We start from the raw sequence: 24,571 nt of genomic DNA on the forward strand, positions 1-24,571 counted from the left end.
CCGATCAGGGCAGGGTGAGGTAGAACAGATCGCCGAACAGCCACCACACGAAAGTGGGCGCGATCAGCGCGGTCAAAGCGAGTGGCCAGACCTGCCGCCAGCCGCGCTGGTGCAGGAACAGAAGCCCGTTCAGGAAGACGAAGGGGATCGAGCAGAGCAGGAAACCCATGCCCGTATTGGGCCAGATATTGCCCACTGGCTCCATCGCCGAAAAATATATCAGCAGCAGAACGAGCGTGCCGAAGAAGCGCAGCTTGTCCATCTGCGCGAAGATGCCGCGCCAATGCGCCCCCGAGGCGAGGATCGCGCGGCGATGCGTGATCGCGATTGCGATTCCCAGCAGGGCGAGAATGCATGCGATGATGGTCGGAAAGATCAGATGCGAGCTGTCGAAATCGATCTTGATATGGGTCAGGCTGCCCATGCGGCCTCCGCGAGATTACGGTGCGCGAGAAAATAGCCCGGCCGAACGGGTCGGCCGGGCCTCCGAAAACGGAGCGGATCAGCTCGAGGTGATGTCCTCGATCACCTTCTTATAGGTGTCCGCTTTTTCTTTCAGATGGGACTGGGCTTCGTCGGTCGGCAGGTAGTTCGGGATGAAGAACGCGGCCTTCTGACGTTTCTGGATCTCGCCGTCCTTGTAGATCTCGGCGAGCGCGTCGGAGACCTTCTTGCTGATAGCCGGGTCCATGTCCTTGTTGAACAGGAAGAAGAACTCCTTGTCGAAAGTGAAGTCTTGCTTGCCGTCGAGCGTGACGTTCGTCTCGGGGCTGGCGTATTTCAGCAGATCGGCGCGGGTCGTCTTGCCCATGCCTTCCTCGGGCGCCTGTTCGAGTGTCTTCTCGCGGGCCGTGATCCAGACGAATCGCATCGCTTTCTGGTCATCGGCGGGAAGCTGGGTGAACTGCTCGTTGGCCTGGATCGAGCCGTTGATCACGTCGGCCAGCCCGTCCCACATCGCCTGGTTCTTGTCCGATTGCGAGCCGGTATTGACCGCGACGATGTTCTTCTCCGAGCCCGGGTTCATCACCTTCGCGGCATTCTTCATTGCCGAGAAACCGATCTCCGAGACGCCGCCCGGCTGGATCGCGACGCGGATCTTGGTGCCGTCGGCCGCCGCTCTGAAGATGTCGTCCATCGATTTGTAGGGCGAGTCCTTCGGGACGAGATAGGCGTTGCCCGGGTTGATCGCGACGGTCGGTCCGATCGCGTAGGTGTCGAATGGGTTCTCGTAGCCGGTCTGGCCATAGAGCCAGCCGAGGTAGGACTGGTCGTGGAAGATCATCCAGGTGGTGCCGCGGTTGTCGCGATCGAGCGCTTTGAAGGCCGCAGATGCGCCGACCGCGTCGACCTTCACGTTGATTCCAAGCTTCTTGGCCAGCGCGTCGGCCACGATGGCGGAGTTCTGATAGGTGTCGCCGCCGGTCGATTTCGAGCCTATCACGAGGCGGACGTTCGGCGGCAGTTTCGTTTCGGCCATCGCTGCAAGCGGGCTGGTGGCAGCCGCGGCGATCAGGCCGGTAACGAGTAGAGTTCTACGATTTATGGACATGGTTTCCTCCCAGTGAGCCGCATGACGCGGAAATTTCTCTCGGGCCCTCGCTCCTTCGGCCCGGCGTATGAATACGCATACATAATTTATCAGCACAGCAAGTCGATGCTGTCAATCGCCAGTATTGTAGAAATTCGTATAAATCGAAAATCAGTAGTTATTGCGGTCTTTCCTTCGCGCAATCGTGTTGACAGTCTAAAATGAATGCGCATACACAAAACGAGAAGATACGGGAGGAACACATGACCGAGTCGATCCGCAAGCAGCCTTCCGAGCTGCGTAGCGCCCGCTGGTATGCGCCCGATGACCTGCGCAGTTTCGGGCATCGGTCGCGGATGATGCAGTTGGGCTATTCCGAAGAAGATTATCGCGACAAACCTGTGATCGGCGTGCTCTCGACATGGTCGGAGCTGAACTCGTGCCACAGCCATTTCCCCGAACGGGTGCAGGACGTGAAGCGAGGTGTAGCGCAGGCAGGCGGCTTCGCCGTCGAAATGCCGACGCTCAGCGTCGACGAGAGCTTCACCAAACCAACCTCGATGCTCTATCGCAACATGCTCGCGATGGAGACCGAAGAGATGATCCGATCGCACCCGCTCGATGGCGTGGTTCTGATGGGTGGGTGCGACAAGACCACACCGGGCCTTGTGATGGGCGCGATCAGCGCAGGTGTTCCGATGATCTTCCTGCCAGCCGGGGCGATGCTGCGCGGCCATTACGCGGGCAAGATCCTCGGCTCTGGCTCGGATGCGTGGAAGTTCTGGGACGAGCGCCGCGCCGGCAATATCACAGACGAGGAGTGGCTCGGCGTGCAGGGCGGCATCGCGCGCTCGGCGGGTACGTGCATGACGATGGGCACGGCGGCGACGATGATGTCGATCACCGATGCGCTGGGTCTCACGCTGCCCGGTGCCTCGTCTATCCCGGCGGTGGATTCGGGCCATAACCGGATGGCCGCCACGTGCGGACGTCGCATCGTCGACATGGTCTGGGAAGACCTCACGCCCGACCGGATCGTCACCGACGCGGCAGTGCGGAACGCCGCTCTCGTCGCGATGGCCACGGGCTGCTCGACCAATGCCGTCGTCCACCTGATCGCAATGGCGCGGCGGGCCGGGATTAACCTGACGCTCGATGATCTCGACCAGCTGGGTCGCACCACGCCGCTCGTCGCCAATGTCCGGCCGTCGGGCAAGGACTATCTGATGGAGGACTTCTTCTACGCGGGCGGTCTGCGCGCGCTGATGAAGCAGATGCAGGATCGGCTCGACACCTCGTGTCTGACGGTGACGGGAAAGACTGTCGGTGAGAACCTCGAAGGCGCGGAAGTCTATAATGACGACGTGATCCGGCCGCTGTCGAACCCGGTCTATCACGAGGGGTCGCTCGCGGTGCTGAAGGGCAATCTCTGCCCGAACGGCGCGGTGATCAAACCCGCCGCCTGCGATCCGAAATACTACAATCACGAAGGTCCGGCACTGGTCTTCGACAGCTACCCCGAGATGAAGAAAGCGGTCGATGACGAGAACCTCGACGTCACGCCCGACACGGTCATGGTGCTGCGCAACGCAGGCCCGCTGGGCGGTCCGGGGATGCCCGAATGGGGCATGCTGCCAATCCCGAAGGCGCTGATCAAGCAGGGCCATCGCGACATGCTGCGGATCTCAGATTCGCGGATGTCGGGCACGTCTTACGGTGCCTGCGTGCTGCATGTCGCCCCGGAATCTTTTGTCGGCGGCCCGCTCGCGCTGCTGAAGACGGGCGATATCGTCCGCCTCGATCTGGCGAACCGGCGGCTCGACATGCTCGTCGACGAAGACGAGATTGCGCGTCGCCGTGCTGCGTGGACGCCGCCGGAGCCGCGCTTCGAGCGGGGCTGGGGCTGGATGTATTCGCGCCACGTGACGCAAGCCGACAAGGGCTGCGACTTCGACTTCCTGCAGGCCGATTTCGGTCAAGCTGCAGGCGAACCAGACATTTTCTAAGGAGGGCTCCATGGGTTTCGATCTCGAAAAAGCCTTGGGCGGTATCTCAGGGATTCTCGTGACGCCCTACGGCGAAGACGGCAATCTCGCGCCCGATCGGTTGAGCCCAATCATCGACCGCGCACTGGGAGCGGGGATGCATATCCCCGTCGTCAACGGCAATACCGGCGAGTTCTATGCGCTCACCACCGACGAGGCCTGCACGATGGTCGCGGAAGTCACCGCGATGGTGGATGGCCGCGCACCGGTTCTCGCGGGCGTCGGGCGGGGCATCCGCGATGCGTGCAAGCTGGCCGAGGCTTCCGCGAAGGCGGGCGCGTCGGCGCTGATGGTGCATCAACCGCCGGATCCCTTCGTCTCGCCGCGCGGCACTGTGGATTATGTGCGTCAGGTTTCCGAGGCCGGGGGCGGGTTGCCGCTGATGCTCTATCTGCGCAACGACGCGATCGGCACCGACGGGATCAAGGCGCTGTGTGAACTGCCCGGGGTGAAGGGCGTGAAATGGGCGACGCCGAACCCGCAGAAACTGGCCGATGCGATTGCCGCCTGCGATCCCTCGATCACCTGGGTCGGCGGTTTGGCGGAGGTCTGGGCGCCCGCGCTCTACGCCGTCGGCGCGCGCGGCTTCACCTCGGGGCTGATCAACATCTGGCCCGAGCGGTCGATGGCGATCCACGCCGCGCTCGAGGCGAGCGACTACGTTACGGCCAACGCGCTGATCCGCGAAATGAAACCCTTCGAGGACATCCGTGCAGAGGAGTTGAACGGCACCAATGTGACCGGCGTGAAAGCAGCGCTGATCGCGACGGGCCACGATTGCGGGCCCACGCGTCCGCCCTCCGCCTGGCCGCTGACCGAGACGCAGCAGACGAAGATGCAAAGCTTTCTGCGCGCGAACGGACTCGTTTGATGCGTGATCGCACGATCATCGTCACCGGAGCCTCGGGCGGGATCGGTCGCGCCACTGCGCGGGCCTTCCTCGCTGCGGGCTGGCGTGTCGGTCTGATCGGACGGCGCGAAGAGGCGCTCAACGAAGCGGGGCAGGGCGACGCCAAGGCATTGGCGCTGCCCTGCGACGTGACCGATGAGGCCTCGGTAGAGGCAGCTTTCGACCGCGCGATGACGGAATGGGGCCATATCGATGCGCTCTTCAACAATGCAGGCGTCGGGCTGAAATCGGTCCGCGTCGATGAGGTGAGCCTCGAACAGTGGCGCCGTGTGATCGACACCAATGTGACCGGGATGTTCCTCTGCGCGCGCGCCGCATTCTCACGGATGGCGGCGCAGGTGCCGCAGGGCGGGCGGATCATCAATAACGGTTCGATCTCGGCGCAGGTGCCGCGGCCGGGTTCGATCGCCTACACGGCCTCGAAACACGCGGTCACGGGCATGACGCGCAGCCTCTCGCTCGACGGGCGGGCGGTGAACGTCGCCTGCGGCCAGATCGACATCGGCAATGCGCGCACCGACATGGCCGCAAGTCAGGCCAAGGGCGTGCCGCAGGCCGACGGGCGTATCGCAGTCGAGCCGATGATCGACGTCGACCATGTCGCCGCTTCGGTTCTGCACATGGCGCAGCTGCCGCTCGAGGCGAACGTTCAATTCATGACGGTGATGGCCACGGCCATGCCTTACATCGGGCGCGGATGACGCCCAGCGAAAAGGAGACATCATGACCTTCACCCCGCACGGAAAACACCTGATTGCCGGCGAATGGATCGGCACCGACAAGACCGTCGCCTCCGACCCCGCGCATGGGCCGAGCCATGAGTTCTGCGTCGGCACGGTCGAGATGGTGAACGCCGCCTGCGAGGCAGCCGAGGAAGCGTTCTGGGAGTATGGCTATTCGAGCCGCGAGACCCGCGCCAAATTCCTCGAGGCCATTGCCGACGAGATCGACGCGCGTGGCGAGGCGATCACCGAGATCGGCACGCAGGAAAGCGGGCTGCCCGAGGCGCGTCTGAACGGCGAGCGCGGGCGCACCGTGGGCCAGCTGCGGCTCTTCGCCGATCATATCCGGAAAGGCGACTATCTCGATCGGCGTCACGACGAAGCGCTCCCCGATCGCCAGCCGCTGCCGCGCCCCGATCTGCGGATGATGCAGCGTCCGATCGGTCCGGTCGCGGTCTTCGGCGCGTCGAACTTCCCGCTGGCGTTTTCGACGGCGGGCGGCGACACCGCCGCCGCGCTGGCCGCAGGCTGCCCGGTCGTGGTGAAGGGCCACTCCGCCCATCCCGGCACCGGCGAAATCGTGGCCGAGGCGATCAAGGCCGCAGTCGAGAAGACCGGCATGCCCAAAGGCGTCTTCAGTCTGATCCAGGGCGGACGCCGTGACGTGGGGCAAGGGCTCGTGCAGCATCCGCTGATCAAGGCGGTGGGCTTCACCGGCTCGCTCAGTGGTGGCCGCGCGCTCTTCGATCTGTGCGCGCAGCGCCCCGAGCCGATCCCCTTCTTCGGTGAACTCGGTTCGGTCAACCCGATGTTCCTGCTGCCCGAGGCCGCGAAGGCGCGCGGCGCCGAGATCGGCACCGGCTGGGCAGGCTCGCTGACGATGGGCGCGGGCCAGTTCTGCACCAACCCGGGCATCGCCGTGGTCGAGGACGGCCCGGCAGGCGACGCCTTCGTTGCCGCCGCGAAAGAGGCGCTGTCGGCCTCCGGCCCGCAGGTCATGCTGACAGACGGCATCGCGCAGGCTTATCGCGACGGCAAGGACCGGTTCGATACCCGCAATTCCGTGACCCCGGTGCTGACGACCGAGCAGGAAGGCCGCAACGCCTCCCCGAACCTCTACGAGACGAGCGCCGAGAACTACCTGCAGGACCATGCGCTTGGCGAGGAAGTCTTCGGGCCGCTCGGTCTTGTCGTCCGGGTCTCGGACCCGGCGCAGATGGTCGATCTTGCGAAGGGCTTCGAGGGTCAGCTGACCGCCACGATGCATCTCGATGACGGCGATGCGGAGCTTGCCCGCAAGCTGCTGCCGGTGCTCGAGCGCAAGGCGGGCCGCGTGATGGCGAACGGCTTCCCGACCGGCGTGGAGGTCAGCGATGCGATGGTCCATGGCGGGCCGTACCCTGCGTCCACGAACTTCGGCGCGACCTCGGTCGGCACCCTTTCGATCCGGCGGTTCCTGCGGCCGGTCTGCTACCAGAACATCCCCGAGGGCGTGCTGCCCGCGGACCTTGCGTGAGGGAGGATACGCAAATGAAGGAAGAGACCCGTAACAAGCTGATGGGCGTCTCGGTCGCCACGCTGGCTACCGCGCTGTTCAAGCGTGGGCTGCGCAATCAGGTGATCCAGGGCGTGCAGCCGCTGGGCTGGAAGGGCAAGAACATGGTCGGTCCGGCCTTCACCCTGCGCTACATTCCGGCGCGCGAGGATCGCAACGGCATCGCGGTGTTCCGCAACGCCGATCACCCGCAGCGCGTCGCGGTCGAGACCTGCCCGGAAGGTTCGGTGCTGGTGATGGACAGCCGCAAGCAGGCAATGGCGGCCTCGGCCGGGGACATCCTGATTACGCGGCTGATGAAGCGCGGCGGGGCGGGCGTCGTCACCGATGGCGGATTCCGCGATGCGCGCACCATCGCCGAGCTGGAAATCCCGGCCTATCACACGCGCCCTTCGAGCCCGACCAACCTGACCAATAACGAGGCGATTGCGATCAATGAGCCGATCGGCTGCGGCGACGCGCCGGTCTTCCCGGGCGATGTGATCGTGGGCGATGGCGACAATGTCATCGTGATCCCGGCGGAGATCGCGGATGAGATCGCGGACGAGGCGGTCGAGATGACGGCCTACGAGGATTTCGTGGTCGAGAAGGTCAAGGAAGGCCAGACGATCATCGGTCTCTACCCCTGCACCAAGGACGAGAACCGCGAGGCGTTCGAGGCTTGGCGCAAGGCGAATGATCGCTGAGGTCTCCTTGGGCCACGGCCCTTCATTTCCGGCGGGGCAGGATCTCGCCGGAAAGTTCATCGCGGATGATCTGCGCGATCACCGCGATCACCGGTTCCGGTTCGGTCGGGCGCATCGCCAGATAGAGGTCGGAATGCAGCTCGTCCGGATCGAGCCCGATATCGTGGAATACGAGGTTCGGCAGCCCGATCAGCGAGCTCGAGCGCGGCACCAGCGCCGCCCCGAACCCTTCGTTCACCAGCCCCAGAACGGTATGGCGCTGCGCCACCGCGAAAAGTTCGCGTGGGATCACACCGCGCGCCTTGAGATAGCCGTTCACCACTTCGGCGAGAAAGCCCCCGCGCTCGGTCGAGTAACCGATGAAGTCGTGTCCATGCAGATCTTCGACTTTGAGGTCGGGCTTGTCGCGCAGCGGATCGTCCTTATGCGTGACCAGCATGAAGGGCTCGGACCAGACCTTTTCCATCGGCAGCGAATAGGTCTCGCGCGGCAGGCGGATCAGCCCGAAATCGAGGCTGCCCGAGCCGAGAGATTCAATCGCCTCATAGGTCATCACCTCGTTGAGGGTGATCGTCACTTCCGGCATCTCGTTCCGGATGCGGCGGGCGAGCCGGGGGATCACCTCGACGCAGGCCGAGGGCACGAAACCGATCTCGACCGAACCCGCCGCGCCGCGCGCGGCTTGGCGCGCGGTCAGAACCGCGCTTTCGGTGCGGGTGAGAATGTCGGTCGCGTCGCGCAACAGGCGTTTGCCGGCCGCCGTCAATCGGACCGAGCGGTTGGTTCGATCGAAAAGCGGCGTGCCAAGCGTATGTTCGAGCAGCGCGATATGTCGCGAGAGAGGCGGTTGCGTCATGTTCAACCGCTTCGCCGCGCGGCGGAAGTTCAACTCTTCAGCCACGGCCACGAAATAGCGCAGCTGGTTGAGTTCGATGGTCTGTCCGCTCATCGCCAATCCTCACAACTCGACGTCCCACATGAGACGAGTCGGCATCAACATTTACATGTCCGATCGGAAATTCCTAGTGCTCGCTATATCAAGTGGCTGATTAGGAAGGAAGATTTACCAGTATAATACATGTTTACATGTTTGCTGAAGTAACGCAGTCTTGACGCAAGGGAGGCGCCATGATTGATGCACGGGCTTTGCTAGGAATGACACTGATGGCTGTGGTCGCGGTGGGGGCAGCGCTGGACGCGGTCATCGTGCGCCATCTCGCGGGCGCGGTGCATCCGTTTCAGATGGGCTTCACTCGGGTCCTCTTCGGGTTGATCGCGGTTCTGCCGCTTATCGTACGCAGACCGGGTGTCCTGCGCAGCGAGGCGCGTACGGCGCATCTGGTGCGTGCGGCGCTGAAGCTCGGCGCGCTGGTCACGCTGTTCGCGGCGTTGCAGGCCGCGCCAATCGCCACCGTCACAGCGATCACCTTCGCCGCTCCGCTTTTCGTCACGCTGGGCGCGTGGCTATTGCTGTCCGAGCGGCCCGGACGACTGCGCATCAGTGGGCTCGGCGTCGGGTTCGCCGGGATCGTCGTGATCCTCGGTCCGGCGATGGGGTTGGGGGCAGGGCAGGCGCTTCTCTTGGCGCTCTTGTCGGCGCTGCTGACCGCAGCGATCCAACTCATCCTGAAGACGATGGGGCGCCGCGACGGGGCGGATACGCTGGTCGTCTGGAACCTGATCCTGTCGGTGCCGCTGGCGCTGATCCCGGCGGTTGCCGTCTGGTCTTGGCCCACGCCCGAACAATGGGCGCTTCTGGCGTTGCAGGGCGTAATCGGAGCCTATTCGCAACTTGGGGTAACACGGGCGTTGCAACTGGCCGACGCCTCGCTGGTCGCCCCAATCGACTTTCTCAAATTGCCGCTCGTCGCAGTCGCGGGCTGGTTGTTTTTCGCTGAAGTGCCGCGATTCGAAAGCTGGATCGGAGCGGGGTTCATCCTCGTCTCGATCCTTCTTCTCGCGGCGAGTTCGCGCAAGCGCGCGCATCATTTCGTGCCTACGTCGGATGGAAAGGGGGGGTGATACTGCGGGGCTGATGAATGATACCGAGATTGGATCATTGTGCGTCAATTTGGCGTGGACTGAAGCCCGGCCTTGCATAGACTCGTTAATGATCCAGGAGGAGCGACGGACCTGATCGTCGTGGATCACCAAAGCTTCGGCGAATGCGGCGGGCGCCGGATACAAACAATCGCGCCGTGAAATTTGGGAGGAATTCTAATGAATTGCAAGAACACCCTGCTTAGCGGGGCGGTCCTGTTGTGCCTGGCGGCACCTGCATTCGCCGCCGACACGGACGTAAAAATCGTCCTTAACGAAGAGCTCGAAAACGTCGAACCCTGTATGGCGTCGCAGTCCAATATCGGGCGCGTCATCCTGCAGAACATCTCGGAGACGATGACCGAGCTGAACGTCAAGAACGGCGATCTGATGCCGCGTCTGGCGACCAGCTGGGAGGATCAGGGCGACGGCACGTGGCGCTTCCATCTGCGTGAGGGCGTGAAGTTCTCTGACGGGTCGGACTTCACCGCCGAGGACGTGAAGCACTCGATCGAACGCACCCTGTCCAAGGACATGACCTGCGAGATCGGGGCCAAGTATTTCGGTGGCATGACCATCACGCCGACGATCGTCGACGACCACACGATCGACATCAAGTCGGACCCGGCGCAGCCGATCCTGCCACTGCTGATGTCGACCCTGACCATCGTGCCGAAATCGACGCCGATGGAGTTCACCCGCGAGCCCATCGGAACCGGCCCCTACGTTCTGGCGAACTGGGATCCCGGTCAATCGATCGAGCTCGACCGTCGCGACGACTACTGGGGCGACGAGCCCGCAGTGACCAAAGCCACCTATCTGTTCCGTTCGGATGACGCCGTGCGTGCGGCGATGGTGCAGACCGGGGAGGCCGATATTGCGCCGCTGATCAGTCAGACCGACGCGACGAACCCCGAGACCGACTTCTCCTATCCGAACTCGGAAACCACTTATCTGCGCCTCGACACGTCGATCGCGCCGCTCGACGACGTGCGTGTGCGCAAGGCCCTGAACATGGCCGTCGACCGCGAAGCCTTCCTGGGCACTCTGATCCCGGACACGGCTGAAGTGGCGACCCATATGACCGTGCCGACGACGCTTGGCGCGGACGAGGATCTGGGTGTGCCGCCCTATGATCCCGATCAGGCCAAGAAGCTGATCGCTGAGGCCAAGGCCGATGGCGTTCCGGTCGACAAGGAAATCCTGATGATCGGTCGCCGGGGCAACTTCCCGAACGTGACCGAGGTGATGGAAGCCCTGCAGCAGATGTTTGGCGATGTCGGCCTCAACGTGAAGTTGCAGATGGTCGATGTGGCGGAATGGGTGAAATACTACTCCAAGCCCTTCGCCGCCAAGCCCGAGCCTTCGATCGTCGAGGCAATGCACGATAACAACCGCGGCGACCCCGTCTTCTCGATGTATTTCAAGTACGCTTGTGACGGTCTGCAGTCGGGGATCTGCAACGAGGAGCTCGATCAGGAGATCGCCGATGCAACCGGCACCTCCGGTGAAGGTCGCGGCGACGCGTGGCGCAAGGTCTTCCGCAAGGTGGCCGAACTGAGCCCGGATGTCTTCCTGTTCCACATGGTTGGCTATTCGCGCGTCTCGCCGCGTCTCGATTTCACGCCGACGATTGCGACGAACTCCGAGCTGCAGCTTTCGCAGATCAAGTTCAAAAACTGATCTCGGAAAACTGATCCAGGTCGGGGCGCCGCCATCCGGCGCCCCGCACGCCAGAGCCCACGGATAGAGGGGCTCCGATTTCCCCATGGCGCACGCGCCGTTCCAACGGAGAGAACCGATGCAGAAATTCCTCGCGAAACGCGCGGTTTCCAGTGCGATCTCCTTGATCTTCTTGATCATTGCCGTCTTCTTTCTGTCGCGCCTGACAGGTGACCCGACGGATCTTTACCTTCCGGTCGATGCCAGCCAAGCCGCGCGCGACCAGTTCCGCGAAATCCATGGCCTCAACGATCCGCTGATCGTGCAGTTCGGCCGCTATGTCTGGGATCTCGTGCATCTCAATTTCGGCGAGTCGATCCGCCGCGCCGAACCCGCGCTGCCCGTCGTGCTGCAAGCCTTCGGCTGGACCTTCCGCCTCGCACTGATCACGATGGCGATCGTGACCGTCGCTGCGATCACGCTGGGCGCACTGGCCGCCTTCCGCGTCGGTGGCGTCTTCGACCGCATCGCCACCTTCTTCTCGCTAATCGGGGCGTCCGCGCCCGATTTCTGGATCGCGATCGTCGCGATCGTCGTCTTCGCCGTGGGTTTGGGCTGGGTGCCGACCTCCGGAGTGGGCGGGCCGCAATACTGGATCCTGCCGGTCGCGGTACTCTTCATCCGACCCTTCGGTCTGATCCTGCAAGTTGTGCGGGGCTCGATGATCAACGCGCTCGGCTCGGCCTATGTGAAAACCGCCCGCGCCAAGGGTGTCGCGCCGAAGAAGACGATCTTCGTCCATGCCCTGCGCAACGCGATGCTGCCGGTGATCACCGTGATGGGCGATCAGGCGGCCGCGCTTCTGAACGGCGCCGTGGTGGTCGAGACAATCTTCGGTTTCCCCGGCGTCGGCAAGCTGATGATCGACTCGATCCTCAACCGCGACTTCACCGTCGTGCTGGCGGCCATCATGGTCACCGCATTGGCGATTTTCATCATGAACATCCTGATCGACATCGCCTACGCGATCCTCGATCCGCGTATCCGGTATTGAGAAATGACCATGTCCGACACTCGAACCCCGGCAACCTCCGTCAAAGCGGAGACGCCCGAACCCGGCAAGGCGCGTAAGATGCTCCAGCTTCTGCTGGCGGATAAAACCGCGACCATCGCCGCAATCTTCCTGATCGTCATCATCGCCTGCGCGATCCTCGGCCCCTTGCTGCTCGATCAGCTGGCGACACGGCAAAACCTGCGCGGACGCAATGCGCCGCCCTTCGATCTTGCCCGTGGCTTCTTCTGGATCCTCGGCGGCGATCAGCTGGGCCGCCCGTTGCTCGCCCGGATCATCGTCGCCGCAGGTAACACGATGGCCGTGGCCACTGGTGCGGTTATCGCCTCTATGACGATCGGCTCTGCCTTGGGGCTCGTCGCGGGCTACTCGCGCGGCAAGCTGGGCGACATCGTCCCGCGGATTGCGGACGTGATCATGTCCTTCCCGTCGCTCCTGCTCGCGGTGATCGTGCTCTACATGCTCGAGCCTTCAGTGAGCAACATCGTCATCGTGCTCGCGATCACCCGTATCCCGGTCTATCTGCGCACGACCCGCGCCGAAGTGCTGGAGGGGCGCGAGCGGATGTTCGTGCAGGCCGCGATCGTGATGGGGGCCTCTCATGTGCGCATCATCTTCCGGCATATCCTTCCGGTCATCCTGCCGACCCTGCTGACCATCGCGACGCTCGACTTTGCCTTCGTGATGCTGGCGGAAAGCTCGCTCTCGTTCCTCGGCATCGGCATCCAGCCGCCCGAAATCACATGGGGCCTGATGGTGAGCCAAGGCCGTCCCTACCTGACCTCGGCCTGGTGGCTGTCGTTCTGGCCGGGCCTCGTGATCATCCTTACAACCCTGTCGCTCAACCTGCTGTCGAACTGGATGCGCGTCGCGCTCGATCCGACGCAGCGCTGGCGGCTCGAAATCGGAGGCAAGAAGAATGGCTGATCCGCTTCTTCAAGTCCGCAATCTCTCGGTCACGTTCCAGACCGCTCGCGGCCCGGTCCATGCCGTCCAGAACGTAAGCTGGCAGATCGACCGGGGCGAAGTGCTCGCGATCCTCGGGGAATCCGGCTCGGGTAAATCGGTATCGGCGTCCGCAGTGATGGACCTCATCGACTGCCCCCCGGGCGAGATCACCAGCGGCGAGATCTTCTACGAAGGCCGCGACCTGCTGACCATGAGCCGCGCTAAGCGCCGTGCGATCAACGGCAAGAAGATCGCGATGATCTTTCAGGATCCGTTGGCGCACCTGAACCCGGTCTACACCGTGGGATGGCAGATCGAAGAGACCATGGTGATCCATGGTACCTCGGCTGCCGAGGCGAAGGCCGAGACGATCAATCTGCTGCGCAAGGTCGGCATCCCGAACCCGGAGGACTCGGCCCAGAAATACCCGCACCAGTTCTCGGGCGGGCAGCGGCAGCGCCTGATGATCGCGATGGCACTGGCGCTCAAGCCCGACGTGCTGATCGCGGACGAGCCGACCACCGCGCTCGACGTGACGGTCCAGGCGCAGATCCTTCAGCTTCTCGAGGATCTGCAGAAGGAAACCGGCATGGCGCTTCTGATCATCACGCATGATCTGGGCGTCGTGGCCGAGATTGCGCATCGCGTAGTAGTGATGAACCACGGCGAGATCGTCGAGCAAGGCTCGGCGCGCGAGATCTACGCCAACCCGCAGCACCCCTACACCAAGCGCCTGATTTCCTGCGCGCCAGGACAGGGCGAAATCCATGACAAGGTGCCCGAAACCGAACCGCTTCTGAAAGTGCGTGAGGCCAAAAAGCTTTACGGTGCGTTCGAGGCGCTCAGCGGTGTCAGCTTCGACCTGCATGAAGGCGAGACCCTGGCCATCGTCGGCGAAAGCGGCTCGGGCAAATCGACGACGGCGCGCATCCTGCTGCGTCTCGAAGAGGCCTCCGGTGGCACGGCGCATTACAAGGGCAAGGATTTGTTCTCGATCTCGGCGAAGGAGATGTTCGCGATGCGTCGCGACATCCAGATGGTGTTTCAGGACCCGACGCAGAGCCTCAATCCCCGGATGACCGTCTACGAGCTGATCTCCGAGGCTTGGGCGATCCACCCGGAAATCCTGCCGAAAGCGCAATGGAAGGCGCGGGTGGCGGATCTGCTCGAACATGTCGGTCTGCAACCCGAACACGTGCATCGCTACCCGCACCAGTTTTCGGGCGGGCAGCGGCAGCGGATCGCGATCGCCCGGGCGCTTGCGCTCGAGCCGCGCATCATCGTCTGCGACGAGGCGGTCTCCGCGCTCGACGTGCAGGTGCAGGGGCAGGTGATCGCGCTTCTGGACCGGCTGAAGGCCGAATACGGCCTGAGCTATATCTTCATCGCTCACGATCTGCCGGTGGTCCGCGATTTCGCGGATCGGGTGATTGTGATGCAGGGCGGGCGGATCGTCGAGCAGGGGCCAGTGCGCCAGATCTTCGACTTCCCGCGCGAAACCTATACCCGAAATCTGCTTGCCGCCTCGCTGGACCCCGATCCCGAGGTGCAGGCCCGGCGGCGCGCCGAGCGGCGGGCCAAGGAGGCCGTGTAATGACCAAACCCGACGTAATGATGCTTTTCCCGCAACGCCCGGTGGCGATGGCGCAGCTCGAAGAGGCCTATACGCTGCACCGCTGGGATCTTGCGGAGGATAAGGCGGCGTTCCTGACCGAGCATGGCCCGAAATGCCGCACGATCGCGACCAACGGCCATGCGCCGCTCGACGCGGCGATGATCGAGGCGATGCCGAATTTGGAGTTGGTCTCCTGTTCTTCTGCAGGCTTCGAGAGCTTCGACCTCGCGGCGCTCGCAAAACGCGGCATTGCGCTGACCAACACCTCGCAGGCGCTGTGTGACGATGTGGCCGACACCGCGATCATGCTGATGCTCGCCGCGCGCCGCTCGCTGGTGGCAGCCGACGCCTACACCCGCTCGGGTGATTGGGCGACGCAAGGTCCGTTCCCGCTGCAGCGCAGCCTCAAGGGGCGCAAGCTGGGCATTGTCGGACTTGGCACCATCGGACAGGCGATTGCTCATCGCGGCGAGGCGATGGGGCTGCAGGTCAGCTACTGGAACCGCCGCAAGAAGGACGCGCCGTGGCGCTTCGTGCCTGATCTGGTCGAGCTTGCGCGCGAGAGCGACAATCTGATCGTGATCGTCGCGGGCGGCGAGGGGACCCGCGGCCTGATCTCGGCCGAGGTGATGGAGGCGCTTGGCCCCGAGGGGCTGCTGGTCAACGTGGCGCGCGGCTCCGTCGTGGACGAACCCGCGATGATCGCGGCGCTGTCTTCGGGCAAACTTGGCCATGCGGCGCTCGATGTCTACGCCTCCGAACCAAATCCCGATCCGGCGTTGACCGCGCTGCCCAATACTACGCTCTTCCCGCATCACGCCTCGGGCACGGTGGAGACGCGCGACGCGATGGCGCAGCTTCTGGTCGACAATCTCAAGGCGCATTACGCGGGTAAACCGCTTCTCAGCCCCGTCGATCTGCGCGCCTATCTGCCCGGAACGGTAGAGGCCTGATATGTTACGCTATTTTCTCTGGGCCTACATTGTAACCGCAGCCGGTCTGGTCGGGGCGTTCGCCCTCGGCTGGAGCTATTCCGGCACCCTGCATGGCGCGATCAGCTTCGGTCTGATCGGGGCGGTGCTGGCGGTGCTCGAAATCTCTCTCAGCTTCGACAATGCCATTGTCAATGCCAACAAGCTGGAGGCCATGACCCCGGTCTGGCGGCATCGCTTCCTTACCTGGGGCATCCTGATCGCGGTCTTTGGCATGCGGATCATCTTCCCGCTGCTGGTCGTCGTTATCGCCGCCCATATTGGCCCGATCGAAGCGATCCGCCTCGCTGCGACCGATCCGGCGCGCTATGCCGCGATCATCGGCTCTGCGCATCTGTCGATCGCGGCCTTTGGCGGAGCCTTCCTGATGATGGTGGCGCTGAGCTACTTCATCGACGACGGCAAGGAAGTGGATTGGATCTCGTGGCTCGAGCGCAAGCTGCGCCGCTTCGGCTCGGTGCGCGGCACGGAAATCGCGCTGGTGCTGCTTATGATGCTCGGCTTCTCCTCGCTGCTGGAGATCGAGGATCGCGGGACCTTCCTTTACGCCGCGAGCTTCGGTCTGATCACCTTCCTCGGTGTCGAACTGCTGGGCCATGTGCTCGACCGCTCGGATGCCGCGATGACGGTGGCCAAAGGTGGCTTGGGCGCGTTCCTCTATCTCGAAGTTCTGGATGCGTCCTTCAGCTTCGACGGGGTGATCGGGGCCTTTGCGCTGACGCAGAACCTGTTCCTGATCGCGATCGGGTTGGGGATCGGTGCGATGTATGTGCGCTCGATGACCCTGATGCTGGTGGAGCGCGGCACGCTTGCCGAGTTCCGCTACCTCGAACACGGGGCCTTCTGGTCGATCTTCGTCCTCTCGGTGATCATGTTCGCGCAAGCTCTTTTCCATATTCCCGAGGTGATTACCGGCCTGCTCGGCGCGGGATTTATCGGGCTCGCGCTGCTTTCGTCTCTGCGTCACAACCGCCTCGCCGGAGAGGACCGGACCTAAGATGACCGACCGTTTCAGCTGTCTACGCACGCCACTTGCGGCAGTGCGCCGGGGGAGGAGTGCCTGATGGCCGCGCTCGACAGAGATACGCCGCGCCATGCGCTCGTGACCGGGACGAGTTCCGGGATCGGGCAGGCGGTGGCGGCCCGGCTGCTGACTGACGGTTGGCGGGTCACCGGGATCGCCCGGCGCGCCCCACAGGCGCTGGAAGGCGACTACATGCATCTTCCCTGTGATCTGAGCGATCCCGAGGCACTGGCCTCGACAGTCGCGCAGGCCGGGCCCGTCGATGCGCTGGTCCATGCAGCGGGTCTGCTGCGTGTGGGCCCGATCGAGACGGCGGATTTCAACGACGGTGCCGCGATGTGGCAACTGCATGTCGATGTTGCAGCCCGGCTGATCTCGCTCTGCGCGCCCGACATGCCCGAGGGCGGCCGGATCGTCCTGATCGGCAGCCGCGTTGCCCGTGGCGCGGCGGGCCGCGCGCTTTACGCTGCCAGCAAAGCCGCGCTCAGCGGGCTTGCGCGCTCGGTAGCATTGGAACACGCGCCGCGCCGGATCACCGTCAACATCGTGGCGCCCGGCGCCACCGACACACCGATGCTGCGCGATCCCGCGCGAGCGTCCGAACCGCCCCGCATGCCGCCTTTCGGTCGCCTCGTGCGCCCGGAAGAGGTCGCGGGTACGACCGCTTTCCTGCTCTCGCCCGATGCGGGCGCCATGACCGGGCAGGAACTCATCATTTGCGCAGGAGGATCGCTATGAGCGCCACCCATAACCACGACACGATTTCCGGACTCAAGCTGAGCCATCTGGTGGTGCCGATCGCGAAGCCGGTCTCGGACGCGAAGGTCGCAACCGGGGTGCAGACGCCGCTGGCCGCAGTCGATCTGCTGCTGGTGGAGGTCGCCACCGATGCCGGGCTGACGGGCTTCGGCTTCACGTACACGCTGCGCGCGGGCGGCACGGCACTGATGGCGCTGGCGCGCGAGATTGCGCCCGCACTGATCGGCGAGGACCCGAACCGCATCTCCTATCTCTGGTCGCGGCTTGCGTGGCGCACGAACAGCCTGGGCGAGGGCGGCGCGGCCGCTCAATGTAGCGCCGCCTTCGACAGCGCGCTGTGGGATCTCAAGGCCAAGCGCGCGGAGCTGCCGCTGGCCCATCTGATCGGCGCGCGGCGCGAGGGCGTGCCGGTCTATAACACGTCGGGCCAATATCTGCAGGCGACGATCCCTGAGATGCGCGACGGGGCCGAGGCCGGGATCGCGCGCGGCATCGGCGGCATCAAGATGAAGGTCGGGCAGCCCGACGTGGCCGAGGATATGCGCCGTATCGCCGCCCTGCGCGAGGTGACCGAGGGCCGCGTCGCGTTAATGATCGACGCCAACCAGCAATGGACGCGCCCCGCTGCGCGGGCCTTCTGCCGCAGCGTGGATGAGTTCGGCCTGAGCTTCATCGAAGAGCCGCTGGCCGCGCGCGATCACGAAGGTCACGGCGCGTTGGCCGCGCAACTCGCGACCCCCATCGCCACTGGCGAGATGCTGACCTCGGTCGCCGAGCACCGCGCGCTGATCAGCGCGGGCGGGGCCGGGTTCTGCCAGGTCGACGCGCCCCGCATCGGGGGCATCACCCCGTTCCTGAAGGTAATGGCGATGGCCGAGGAGTCCCGCATCGGCCTCGCGCCCCATTTCGTGATGGAGCAACACCTGCACCTCGCCGCCGCCTTCGACGGCCCCGTCTGGGTCGAGCATTTCGATTGGTTCGAGCCGCTCTTCAAAGAACGGCTGGAAATCCGCGACGGCCAGATCTGGCTACCGCGCGCGCCGGGCTTCGGCCTGACCCTGTCGGGGGCCGCGCGCAGCATGACCAAAGACACGCATAGCCTTGGGCAACTGCCTGCGGCGCTTCAGAAAACCGCTTGAGGGAGGAGACCCCAGATGATCGACAACAAGGACCTGCAGGAGCGCATTCGCGAGGGGCTGCTTTCATTCCCGGTGACGCCGTTCGACGGTGACGACAATTTCGCGCCGAAGCCTTTCGCGGCGCATCTCGAATGGCTGTCCGACTACCCGGTCGCGGGACTGATCGTCGCGGGCGGCACGGGCGAGCTGTTCTCGCTCACGCCTGCCGAGGTGGTCGCCGTGGTCAAGACCGCGAAGGCGTCTCAACCCGGCCAGCCCATCATCGCGGGTTGTGGTTACGGCACCAAGATGGCCTGCGAGATGGCACAGGCGATCGAGGCGGCAGGCGGCGACGGGATTCTGCTGCTGCCGCATTACCTGATCGGCGCGCCGCAGGATGGCATCGCGGATCGCATCCGGGCCGTCTGCAAATCGACGAAGATGGCGGTAATCGCCTACAATCGGGGCCAAGCCCGCGTGACGGCCGATACGCTCGAAGCGCTGGCCGAGGAATGCCCGAACCTGATCGGCTTCAAGGACGGCACCGGCGATATCGACACGGTGCGCCGGGTCACGCTGCGCATGGGCGACCGACTGAGCTATATCGGCGGCATGCCCACGCATGAGCTGTTCGCGCAGGCCTATCGCGGCGCGGGGATGCCGACCTATTCCTCGGCTGTGTTCAACTTCGTGCCCGCGACGGCGCTTGAATTCCACCGTGCCTTTACCTCGGGCGACGACGCGACCTGCGAGCGGTTGCTGACCGAATTCTACTATCCCTTCGCGAAGATCCGCGACCGCAAGACCGGTTACGCAGTCTCGGCGATCAAGGCGGGTGTCAAGCTGCGCGGGTTCGAGACCGGCCCGGTGCGAGCGCCGCTGACCGATCTGACCGGCGAAGAGGTGGAGATGATGCAAGCCCTGATCGACGGGCGGTCGTGATGGTGAAAGTCGCCCTACTCGAATATTTCGAACCCGAGATTCGGCCCAAGCTGCAAGAGCTCGCCGGGGCGGATCTCGATCTGATCTTCTGCGAAAGCAACGACGATGCGGATCGTGCACAGGCACTGGCGGAAGCGGAATATGCGCTCGTGCGCTCGATCCCGATGCCAGCGGCGCTGCTCGATGCGGGGTCGAAACTGAAGATGATCCACCAATGGGGCACAGGGACGGACGGTATCCCGATTGCCGAGGCGAAGGCGCGCGGTCTCACCATCGCGCGCTCGCCGGGGGTGAATGCGCCCTCGGTCGCGGACCTCACCGTGGCGCTGATGCTGGCCTGCTTGCGGCGGGTCGTGGTCGGGGACGCCCGCATCCGTGCAGGCAACTGGGCGGAACCGAACCTCTACGAGATCGGGCGCGACCTCACCGGAGCGCGTGTTGGGCTTGTTGGCTACGGCGCGATCGCGCGTGAGGTGGAGAAGCGGCTCAAGGGCTTCGACTGCGAGGTTCTGCATAGCCGCGCCTCGGGCGGGGCCGGATCGACGCCGTTCGAGGAGCTGCTGGGGCAGATCGATGTTCTCTCGCTGCACGCTCCCGCGACGCCCGAGACCCGGCATATGATCAACGCAGGAAGCCTTGCGCGAATGAAGCCCGGTGCCGTGCTTATCAACATGGCGCGCGGCGAGCTTGTCGACGAGGCGGCATTGGCCGAGGCGCTGAAATCCGGCCAGCTCGGCGGCGCAGGCCTCGATGCCTTCTCTCCAGAACCGCTGCCTGCCGATGCGCCGATCCGCTCCGCGCCGAACGTGGTCCTCTCGGCGCATTCGGGCGGGCGCACGCGCGAGAATTTCGCGCGGCTGGTGCGCCACTGGGCGGGCAATATCCGCGCCCATGCCGCAGGTGAGCCGATCGACCCGTCCTGTCTGGTAAGCTGAGCCTATGGCGCGCGTGCTGATCATCGCCGACGACCTGACGGGCGCGCTCGATAGTGCGGTCGCCTTCACGATGCATGGCGCGCGCGCGCAGGTAGCGTTGCAGGCGGGTGTTCTGCCTCGGATGATTTCGGACCCGACGTTCGACGTGGTGGCGCTTGCGACGGGAACGCGCGACGGGACCGAAGAGGCCGCACGCGCGGCTATCTCAGCTCTCGCGCCGGTCTTGCAAAGCTGGTCCGGCATCATCCTGAAAAAGATCGACAGTAGGATGAAAGGTCATGTCGCGGCGGAACTGGCTGAACTGACGCGGCTGCTTCCCCGGTCCGTTCTGGCCTGTCCCGCGCTGCCGCGGCTTGGTCGCGTCGTCACGGAAGGCGCGGTCACCGGGGCAGGGGTCGCGGCCCCGATCCCGGTTGCGCCTGTGTTGGGACGGCCAGCGCAGGTGGTTGATGCGACGCGCCCCGAGGATATCGCGGCGGCGCTGCCTGCGCGGCTCGACGAGTGGCTCTATCTAGGGGCAGGTGGCCTCGCCGAAGCGTTGGCAGAGCGGCTGTTTTCAGGGGCGCGCCCGGCGCCGAAGCCTCTGGAAACGCCCGCGCTTTTCGCCATCGGCTCTCGCGACCCGGTGACCTTGGCGCAGATCGATGTGCTCGATCTGCCAGTAACCCTCGCGCCGAACGGAGCTGTGCCGGACTTCGCGGCAGGACCCTTTTCGCTGCTGCAGATGGTTGCTGGGCCTTCGGATTGCGATCCGGGAGAGGCTGGCACTCGCTTTGCCGAGGGCGTCGCGCGCGCGATCAAGACCGGGTCGATCCGCACCATTCTGGCCTGCGGCGGCGAAAGCGCCCACGCCATCCTGCGCGCAGCCGGTTGTCATCGCCTGGAGATCGAAGCGGAGCTCTTCGCGGGACTGCCGCTCTCACGCTGCACCGCGACGGGCCTGCGTGTTTTGACCAAATCCGGCGGCTTCGGCTCCTGCGACCTTTTGCGCCAAGTTGTAAACAGGTTTGCCAATCCTGTGTCACAAGATGTATCAGGGGAGAGTAGCCACCGCCGATGAGGGTTCGATGCAGGAGCAAGCGGCCAAGCCCCGCATGACGCTGACCGACAAGGTTTATCACCGCCTGCATGGGCGGATCAGCAATGGCGATTACCCACCCAATCACAAGTTGCCCGCCGAGAACACGCTGAGCCAAGAATTCGGTGTGTCGCGCCCGGTGCTGCGCGCAGCCCTCGATCGGCTCCGCGACGAAGGGTTGATCTATTCACGTCAGGGCGCGGGCAGTTTCGTGCGCGTGCTGGTCTCGCCCCCTGTCGGGTTCCAGAGGGTCGAGACGCTGAGCGACATCCAGCGCTGTTACGAGTTCCGGATGGTGATCGAGGTCGAGGCGGCCGAGCTTGCCGCCGAGCGTCACAACGTTCAGGCGCTGGCTGAAATCGATGCGGCATTGGGGCTGATGCGCGACGCGACCGTGTCGATGGAGCATCGCGAAGATGCCGATTTCGCGTTCCACCTCGCCATCGCGCAGGCGTCGAACAATCAGTATTTCCTAGCGACGATGCGAGCGCTCCGCGACCACATCAATGTCGGCATGAAAATGCATGGCCAGTCGCTGATGCCCGACGGGGCGGAGGCGCTGCGCGAAGTGCTCTCGGAACATTGCGCGATCCACGACGCGATTGCAGCGCGTGACGCGAAGAGCGCGGGCGCGCTGATGCGGTCCCACTTGGAGCACTCGCGCGACAGGCTGTTCGGTGGCGGTCTGATCGACCTGCGCATGAAGTAGACAAGAGTATTACAAGTTTACTTATATCTTGACATGTCGAGCATGCTGTGACCTTCTGCCGGCGGGGAGGAACGTGCATGATTGTAAAGCAGATCGAAGCCGGGATGACCGGATGGCTGGCGATGGTGGCGCCGGGGATCGAGGCGAGCTTATTGCCGTCGCCGATGGTGCAGAACCACGCGAGTTTTCTGGCTGAACTTCCCGACGGCGCGGTGATCTGCGCATGGTTCGGTGGCTCGCTGGAGGGAAAATCCGACATTGCGATCCGCGCGGCGGTGCTGCTGCCTGGGGCCGATCGCTGGGGGCCGACGGTGACGTTGAGCCGTGATCCCGACCGGTCCGAGCAGAACCCGGTCATCTTCGTGGACGGGGAAGAGATTTACCTCATACACACCGCACAACCATCTGGAAATCAAGACGAATGCGAAATCCGCATGGCGCGGATCGCGCGCGACGGAGAAAACCTGCGCGTCACGTCCGAGCGCTATCTCGACTTGCCGCGCGGCTGCTTCGTGCGCGCGCCGATGCGCGTGCTCGATGAGGGCGGTTGGCTGCTGCCGCTCTTCCGCTGCGTATCGCGCCCCGGTCAGAAGTGGACCGGAAGCCACGATGTCGCGGCGGTCGCGATCAGCCATAACCGCGGCTCGACATGGGACTACCGAGAGGTGCCGGGCTCGGTCGGGTCTGTTCATATGTGCCCGGTGCCGAGTGCGGATGGTATGGTCGCCTTCTACCGCAGGCGGCAGGCCGATGAGGTCCACCGCTCGGAAAGCGCGTATGGGGTGACATGGTCCGCGCCAGCTCCCACGGATCTGCCGAACAACAACTCCTCAATCGCGGCGCAGCGACTGTCCTCTGGCGAGGTCGCGCTGATCTGCAACCCGGTCAATGCGACGATGTCGGGGGCGCGGCGCGCCTCGCTCTACGACGAGTTGGGCGAGGACGATGCGCGCCCCGATGCCGATCCTGAGGGTGGTTGCATGCCGATCTGGGGGGTAGAGCGCGCGCCGGTCGCGCTCTGCCTGTCACAAGACGACGGGCGCAGTTTCCCCGAGCGATATCTGATCGAAGACGGACCGGGCACCTGCCTGTCGAACAACTCGATCGATGGGAAAAATCACGAGCTGTCCTACCCGTGGCTTTTAGAGACGCGCGACGGTGCACTGCATCTCAGTTACACCTACCATCGTCGTGCAATCAAACACTTACGGCTTGCGCCCGGCTGGCGAGACCGCCTGCCCAAGCTTTGAGCGGGGCCTAGCGCCCCGCCGCCAGCTTGCCTGCATAATCGAGCGCGCAGAGCATGTTCGCGTGGTTCGCTTTGCCAGTCCCGGCGATGTCGAACGCAGTCCCGTGATCGACAGAGGCGCGGTCGATCGGCAGACCTAGCGAGACATTCACCGCCGTATCGAAGGCGATCAGCTTGATCGGGATATGGCCCTGATCGTGATACTGCGCGACCACGAGGTCGAAATCCCCCCGATGCGCGCGGAAATAGACCGTATCGGCCGGGATCGGACCGACCACGTCGATGCCTTCGGCGCGGGTGGCAGCGACGGCGGGGGCAACCTGATCGTCATCCTCGCGCCCGAAAAGGCCGTTCTCTCCGCAATGCGGGTTGATCCCCGCCACCGCGATGCGCGGCGCGTTGATGCCCATCCGTTGCAGATGGCGGTGACCGGTGCGGATCGTCTCGGCCACGCGCTCGGGCGTGGCGCGGGTGATCGCGTCGCGCAGCGCGACATGGGTCGAGACATGGATGACGTTGAGCGTCGCGGAGGCAAGCAGCATCCAGGACGACTGGCTGCCCGTGAGATGCGCGAGCATCCCCGTGTGCCCGTCGTAGTGATGCCCTGCGGTGTTCAGTGCCTCCTTGTTGATTGGCGCAGTAACGATGCCCGCAGCGTCACCCGCAAGCGTCATTTGAACGGCTTTTTCGATGTACCGGAACGCCGCCTCGCCACAGGCCGGGGAGAGCTCGCCGAAGCGATCGGGCAGGCCCTTCACAGACACCTCGATCAGACGCGGGGCGTCGGGGCCGTCGAAAGGAAGATTAACGCCGCTCGCCGCAATTGCGCGCTTCAAGACATCGCGGTCGCCGATCACGGCATAGCGCGCGCGCTCGGGGCCGGAGAGGTTCGCGAGGGCTTTGACGGTGACCTCGGCGCCGACGCCGGAAGGGTCGCCCATGGTTATGACGATCGGTGCTTGGGACATTGCGGGTCTCC

At 64.3% G+C, this 24,571-nt stretch carries 23 protein-coding genes; 19 read left to right on the forward strand and 4 right to left on the reverse strand.

What is annotated here, in order from left to right:
- Positions 1-4: 4 nt before the first annotated feature.
- Complete coding sequence (locus B6V72_RS17315; RefSeq protein WP_088736142.1) at positions 5-424, reverse strand: tripartite tricarboxylate transporter TctB family protein; 420 nt, start codon at positions 422-424, stop codon at positions 5-7.
- A 78-nt stretch (positions 425-502) separates the two neighbouring features.
- Positions 503-1,552 (reverse strand): ABC transporter substrate-binding protein, encoded by a 1,050-nt coding sequence (locus tag B6V72_RS17320; protein WP_088736143.1) that lies wholly within the window; start codon positions 1,550-1,552, stop codon positions 503-505.
- Between the two features lie 242 nt (positions 1,553-1,794).
- Between B6V72_RS17320 and araD the strand changes: the two genes are divergently transcribed.
- From araD to B6V72_RS17345, 5 genes are read left to right on the forward strand one after another with little or no spacing between them, the layout of a single operon-like run.
- Positions 1,795-3,537: an L-arabinonate dehydratase gene (gene araD, locus B6V72_RS17325; protein WP_088736144.1), complete on the forward strand. Its 1,743-nt coding sequence runs from the start codon at positions 1,795-1,797 to the stop codon at positions 3,535-3,537.
- Positions 3,538-3,547: 10 nt separating this feature from the next.
- Entirely contained in the window at positions 3,548-4,447 is a 900-nt protein-coding gene (locus tag B6V72_RS17330; RefSeq protein ID WP_088736145.1) for a dihydrodipicolinate synthase family protein, read from the forward strand.
- Positions 4,447-5,187 carry an SDR family oxidoreductase gene (locus B6V72_RS17335; protein ID WP_088736146.1) on the forward strand — a complete coding sequence of 247 codons (741 nt, stop codon included), beginning with the start codon at positions 4,447-4,449 and terminating at the stop codon, positions 5,185-5,187. The genes B6V72_RS17330 and B6V72_RS17335 overlap by 1 nt, the downstream gene beginning before the upstream one ends.
- A 22-nt stretch (positions 5,188-5,209) precedes the next feature.
- Positions 5,210-6,724 carry an aldehyde dehydrogenase (NADP(+)) gene (locus B6V72_RS17340; protein WP_088736147.1) on the forward strand — a complete coding sequence of 505 codons (1,515 nt, stop codon included), beginning with the start codon at positions 5,210-5,212 and terminating at the stop codon, positions 6,722-6,724.
- A 14-nt stretch (positions 6,725-6,738) separates the two neighbouring features.
- A complete protein-coding gene (locus B6V72_RS17345; RefSeq protein ID WP_088736148.1) occupies positions 6,739-7,449 on the forward strand; it encodes a ribonuclease activity regulator RraA in 711 nt (236 codons plus the stop codon).
- 22 nt (positions 7,450-7,471) lie between these two features.
- Here B6V72_RS17345 and B6V72_RS17350 read toward each other — a convergent pair whose 3' ends face one another.
- The gene (locus B6V72_RS17350; RefSeq protein ID WP_078602679.1) at positions 7,472-8,398 is read right to left on the reverse strand and encodes a LysR substrate-binding domain-containing protein; all 927 of its coding nucleotides are present in this window, start codon (positions 8,396-8,398) and stop codon (positions 7,472-7,474) included.
- Positions 8,399-8,577: 179 nt separating this feature from the next.
- Between B6V72_RS17350 and B6V72_RS17355 the strand changes: the two genes are divergently transcribed.
- From B6V72_RS17355 to B6V72_RS17420, 14 genes are all read left to right on the forward strand, one after another.
- Positions 8,578-9,471 (forward strand): DMT family transporter, encoded by an 894-nt coding sequence (locus B6V72_RS17355; RefSeq protein ID WP_078602678.1) that lies wholly within the window; start codon positions 8,578-8,580, stop codon positions 9,469-9,471.
- A 198-nt stretch (positions 9,472-9,669) separates the two neighbouring features.
- Entirely contained in the window at positions 9,670-11,172 is a 1,503-nt protein-coding gene (locus tag B6V72_RS17360; RefSeq protein ID WP_088736149.1) for an ABC transporter substrate-binding protein, read from the forward strand.
- A 118-nt stretch (positions 11,173-11,290) separates the two neighbouring features.
- Positions 11,291-12,205 carry an ABC transporter permease gene (locus B6V72_RS17365; RefSeq protein ID WP_088736150.1) on the forward strand — a complete coding sequence of 305 codons (915 nt, stop codon included), beginning with the start codon at positions 11,291-11,293 and terminating at the stop codon, positions 12,203-12,205.
- Positions 12,206-12,214: 9 nt separating this feature from the next.
- On the forward strand, positions 12,215-13,150 hold the full coding sequence (locus tag B6V72_RS17370; RefSeq protein ID WP_240497754.1) for an ABC transporter permease: 936 nt from the start codon (positions 12,215-12,217) through the stop codon (positions 13,148-13,150).
- A complete protein-coding gene (locus B6V72_RS17375; protein WP_088736152.1) occupies positions 13,143-14,765 on the forward strand; it encodes an ABC transporter ATP-binding protein in 1,623 nt (540 codons plus the stop codon). Before B6V72_RS17370 ends, B6V72_RS17375 begins: the two co-directional genes overlap by 8 nt.
- Positions 14,765-15,739 carry a 2-hydroxyacid dehydrogenase gene (locus tag B6V72_RS17380; protein ID WP_088736153.1) on the forward strand — a complete coding sequence of 325 codons (975 nt, stop codon included), beginning with the start codon at positions 14,765-14,767 and terminating at the stop codon, positions 15,737-15,739. The genes B6V72_RS17375 and B6V72_RS17380 overlap by 1 nt, the downstream gene beginning before the upstream one ends.
- Before the next feature lies 1 nt (position 15,740).
- Entirely contained in the window at positions 15,741-16,775 is a 1,035-nt protein-coding gene (locus tag B6V72_RS17385; RefSeq protein WP_078602672.1) for a DUF475 domain-containing protein, read from the forward strand.
- 66 nt (positions 16,776-16,841) lie between these two features.
- Positions 16,842-17,540: an SDR family oxidoreductase gene (locus tag B6V72_RS17390; RefSeq protein WP_088736154.1), complete on the forward strand. Its 699-nt coding sequence runs from the start codon at positions 16,842-16,844 to the stop codon at positions 17,538-17,540.
- Complete coding sequence (locus B6V72_RS17395; protein ID WP_088736155.1) at positions 17,537-18,700, forward strand: mandelate racemase/muconate lactonizing enzyme family protein; 1,164 nt, start codon at positions 17,537-17,539, stop codon at positions 18,698-18,700. The genes B6V72_RS17390 and B6V72_RS17395 overlap by 4 nt, the downstream gene beginning before the upstream one ends.
- Positions 18,701-18,718: 18 nt before the next feature.
- The gene (locus tag B6V72_RS17400) at positions 18,719-19,621 is read left to right on the forward strand and encodes a 5-dehydro-4-deoxyglucarate dehydratase (RefSeq protein WP_206185811.1); all 903 of its coding nucleotides are present in this window, start codon (positions 18,719-18,721) and stop codon (positions 19,619-19,621) included.
- Positions 19,621-20,556, forward strand: a complete 936-nt coding sequence (locus B6V72_RS17405) for a 2-hydroxyacid dehydrogenase (protein ID WP_088736157.1) — start codon at positions 19,621-19,623, stop codon at positions 20,554-20,556. The genes B6V72_RS17400 and B6V72_RS17405 overlap by 1 nt, the downstream gene beginning before the upstream one ends.
- A gap of 4 nt (positions 20,557-20,560) precedes the next feature.
- Positions 20,561-21,616 (forward strand): four-carbon acid sugar kinase family protein, encoded by a 1,056-nt coding sequence (locus B6V72_RS17410; RefSeq protein ID WP_088736158.1) that lies wholly within the window; start codon positions 20,561-20,563, stop codon positions 21,614-21,616.
- Positions 21,617-21,623: 7 nt separating this feature from the next.
- Entirely contained in the window at positions 21,624-22,343 is a 720-nt protein-coding gene (locus B6V72_RS17415; RefSeq protein WP_088736159.1) for a FadR/GntR family transcriptional regulator, read from the forward strand.
- 77 nt (positions 22,344-22,420) lie between these two features.
- Positions 22,421-23,593: an exo-alpha-sialidase gene (locus B6V72_RS17420; RefSeq protein ID WP_088736160.1), complete on the forward strand. Its 1,173-nt coding sequence runs from the start codon at positions 22,421-22,423 to the stop codon at positions 23,591-23,593.
- A 7-nt stretch (positions 23,594-23,600) separates the two neighbouring features.
- Here B6V72_RS17420 and pdxA read toward each other — a convergent pair whose 3' ends face one another.
- On the reverse strand, positions 23,601-24,560 hold the full coding sequence (pdxA, locus tag B6V72_RS17425) for a 4-hydroxythreonine-4-phosphate dehydrogenase PdxA (protein WP_088736161.1): 960 nt from the start codon (positions 24,558-24,560) through the stop codon (positions 23,601-23,603).
- Between the last annotated feature and the right edge of the window lie 11 nt (positions 24,561-24,571).

Origin of the sequence: Thioclava sp. F34-6, from assembly GCF_002213235.1 — a bacterium.
GTDB classification, from domain to species: domain Bacteria; phylum Pseudomonadota; class Alphaproteobacteria; order Rhodobacterales; family Rhodobacteraceae; genus Thioclava; species Thioclava nitratireducens.

Bases quoted from the DNA above. Each gene is read 5' to 3' on its own strand.
- B6V72_RS17330 (WP_088736145.1), top strand. From the start codon at position 3,548: ATGGGTTTCGATCTCGAAAAAGCCTTGGGCGGTATCTCAGGGATTCTC.
- B6V72_RS17365 (WP_088736150.1), top strand. From the start codon at position 11,291: ATGCAGAAATTCCTCGCGAAACGCGCGGTTTCCAGTGCGATCTCCTTG.
- B6V72_RS17355 (WP_078602678.1), top strand. From the start codon at position 8,578: ATGATTGATGCACGGGCTTTGCTAGGAATGACACTGATGGCTGTGGTC.
- B6V72_RS17385 (WP_078602672.1), top strand. From the start codon at position 15,741: ATGTTACGCTATTTTCTCTGGGCCTACATTGTAACCGCAGCCGGTCTG.
- B6V72_RS17395 (WP_088736155.1), top strand. From the start codon at position 17,537: ATGAGCGCCACCCATAACCACGACACGATTTCCGGACTCAAGCTGAGC.
- B6V72_RS17360 (WP_088736149.1), top strand. From the start codon at position 9,670: ATGAATTGCAAGAACACCCTGCTTAGCGGGGCGGTCCTGTTGTGCCTG.
- B6V72_RS17320 (WP_088736143.1), bottom strand. From the start codon at position 1,552: ATGTCCATAAATCGTAGAACTCTACTCGTTACCGGCCTGATCGCCGCG.
- B6V72_RS17420 (WP_088736160.1), top strand. From the start codon at position 22,421: ATGATTGTAAAGCAGATCGAAGCCGGGATGACCGGATGGCTGGCGATG.
- pdxA (WP_088736161.1), bottom strand. From the start codon at position 24,560: ATGTCCCAAGCACCGATCGTCATAACCATGGGCGACCCTTCCGGCGTC.
- B6V72_RS17375 (WP_088736152.1), top strand. From the start codon at position 13,143: ATGGCTGATCCGCTTCTTCAAGTCCGCAATCTCTCGGTCACGTTCCAG.
- B6V72_RS17315 (WP_088736142.1), bottom strand. From the start codon at position 424: ATGGGCAGCCTGACCCATATCAAGATCGATTTCGACAGCTCGCATCTG.
- B6V72_RS17345 (WP_088736148.1), top strand. From the start codon at position 6,739: ATGAAGGAAGAGACCCGTAACAAGCTGATGGGCGTCTCGGTCGCCACG.
- B6V72_RS17370 (WP_240497754.1), top strand. From the start codon at position 12,215: ATGTCCGACACTCGAACCCCGGCAACCTCCGTCAAAGCGGAGACGCCC.
- B6V72_RS17415 (WP_088736159.1), top strand. From the start codon at position 21,624: ATGCAGGAGCAAGCGGCCAAGCCCCGCATGACGCTGACCGACAAGGTT.
- araD (WP_088736144.1), top strand. From the start codon at position 1,795: ATGACCGAGTCGATCCGCAAGCAGCCTTCCGAGCTGCGTAGCGCCCGC.
- B6V72_RS17340 (WP_088736147.1), top strand. From the start codon at position 5,210: ATGACCTTCACCCCGCACGGAAAACACCTGATTGCCGGCGAATGGATC.
- B6V72_RS17410 (WP_088736158.1), top strand. From the start codon at position 20,561: ATGGCGCGCGTGCTGATCATCGCCGACGACCTGACGGGCGCGCTCGAT.
- B6V72_RS17350 (WP_078602679.1), bottom strand. From the start codon at position 8,398: ATGAGCGGACAGACCATCGAACTCAACCAGCTGCGCTATTTCGTGGCC.
- B6V72_RS17390 (WP_088736154.1), top strand. From the start codon at position 16,842: ATGGCCGCGCTCGACAGAGATACGCCGCGCCATGCGCTCGTGACCGGG.
- B6V72_RS17335 (WP_088736146.1), top strand. From the start codon at position 4,447: ATGCGTGATCGCACGATCATCGTCACCGGAGCCTCGGGCGGGATCGGT.
- B6V72_RS17380 (WP_088736153.1), top strand. From the start codon at position 14,765: ATGACCAAACCCGACGTAATGATGCTTTTCCCGCAACGCCCGGTGGCG.
- B6V72_RS17405 (WP_088736157.1), top strand. From the start codon at position 19,621: ATGGTGAAAGTCGCCCTACTCGAATATTTCGAACCCGAGATTCGGCCC.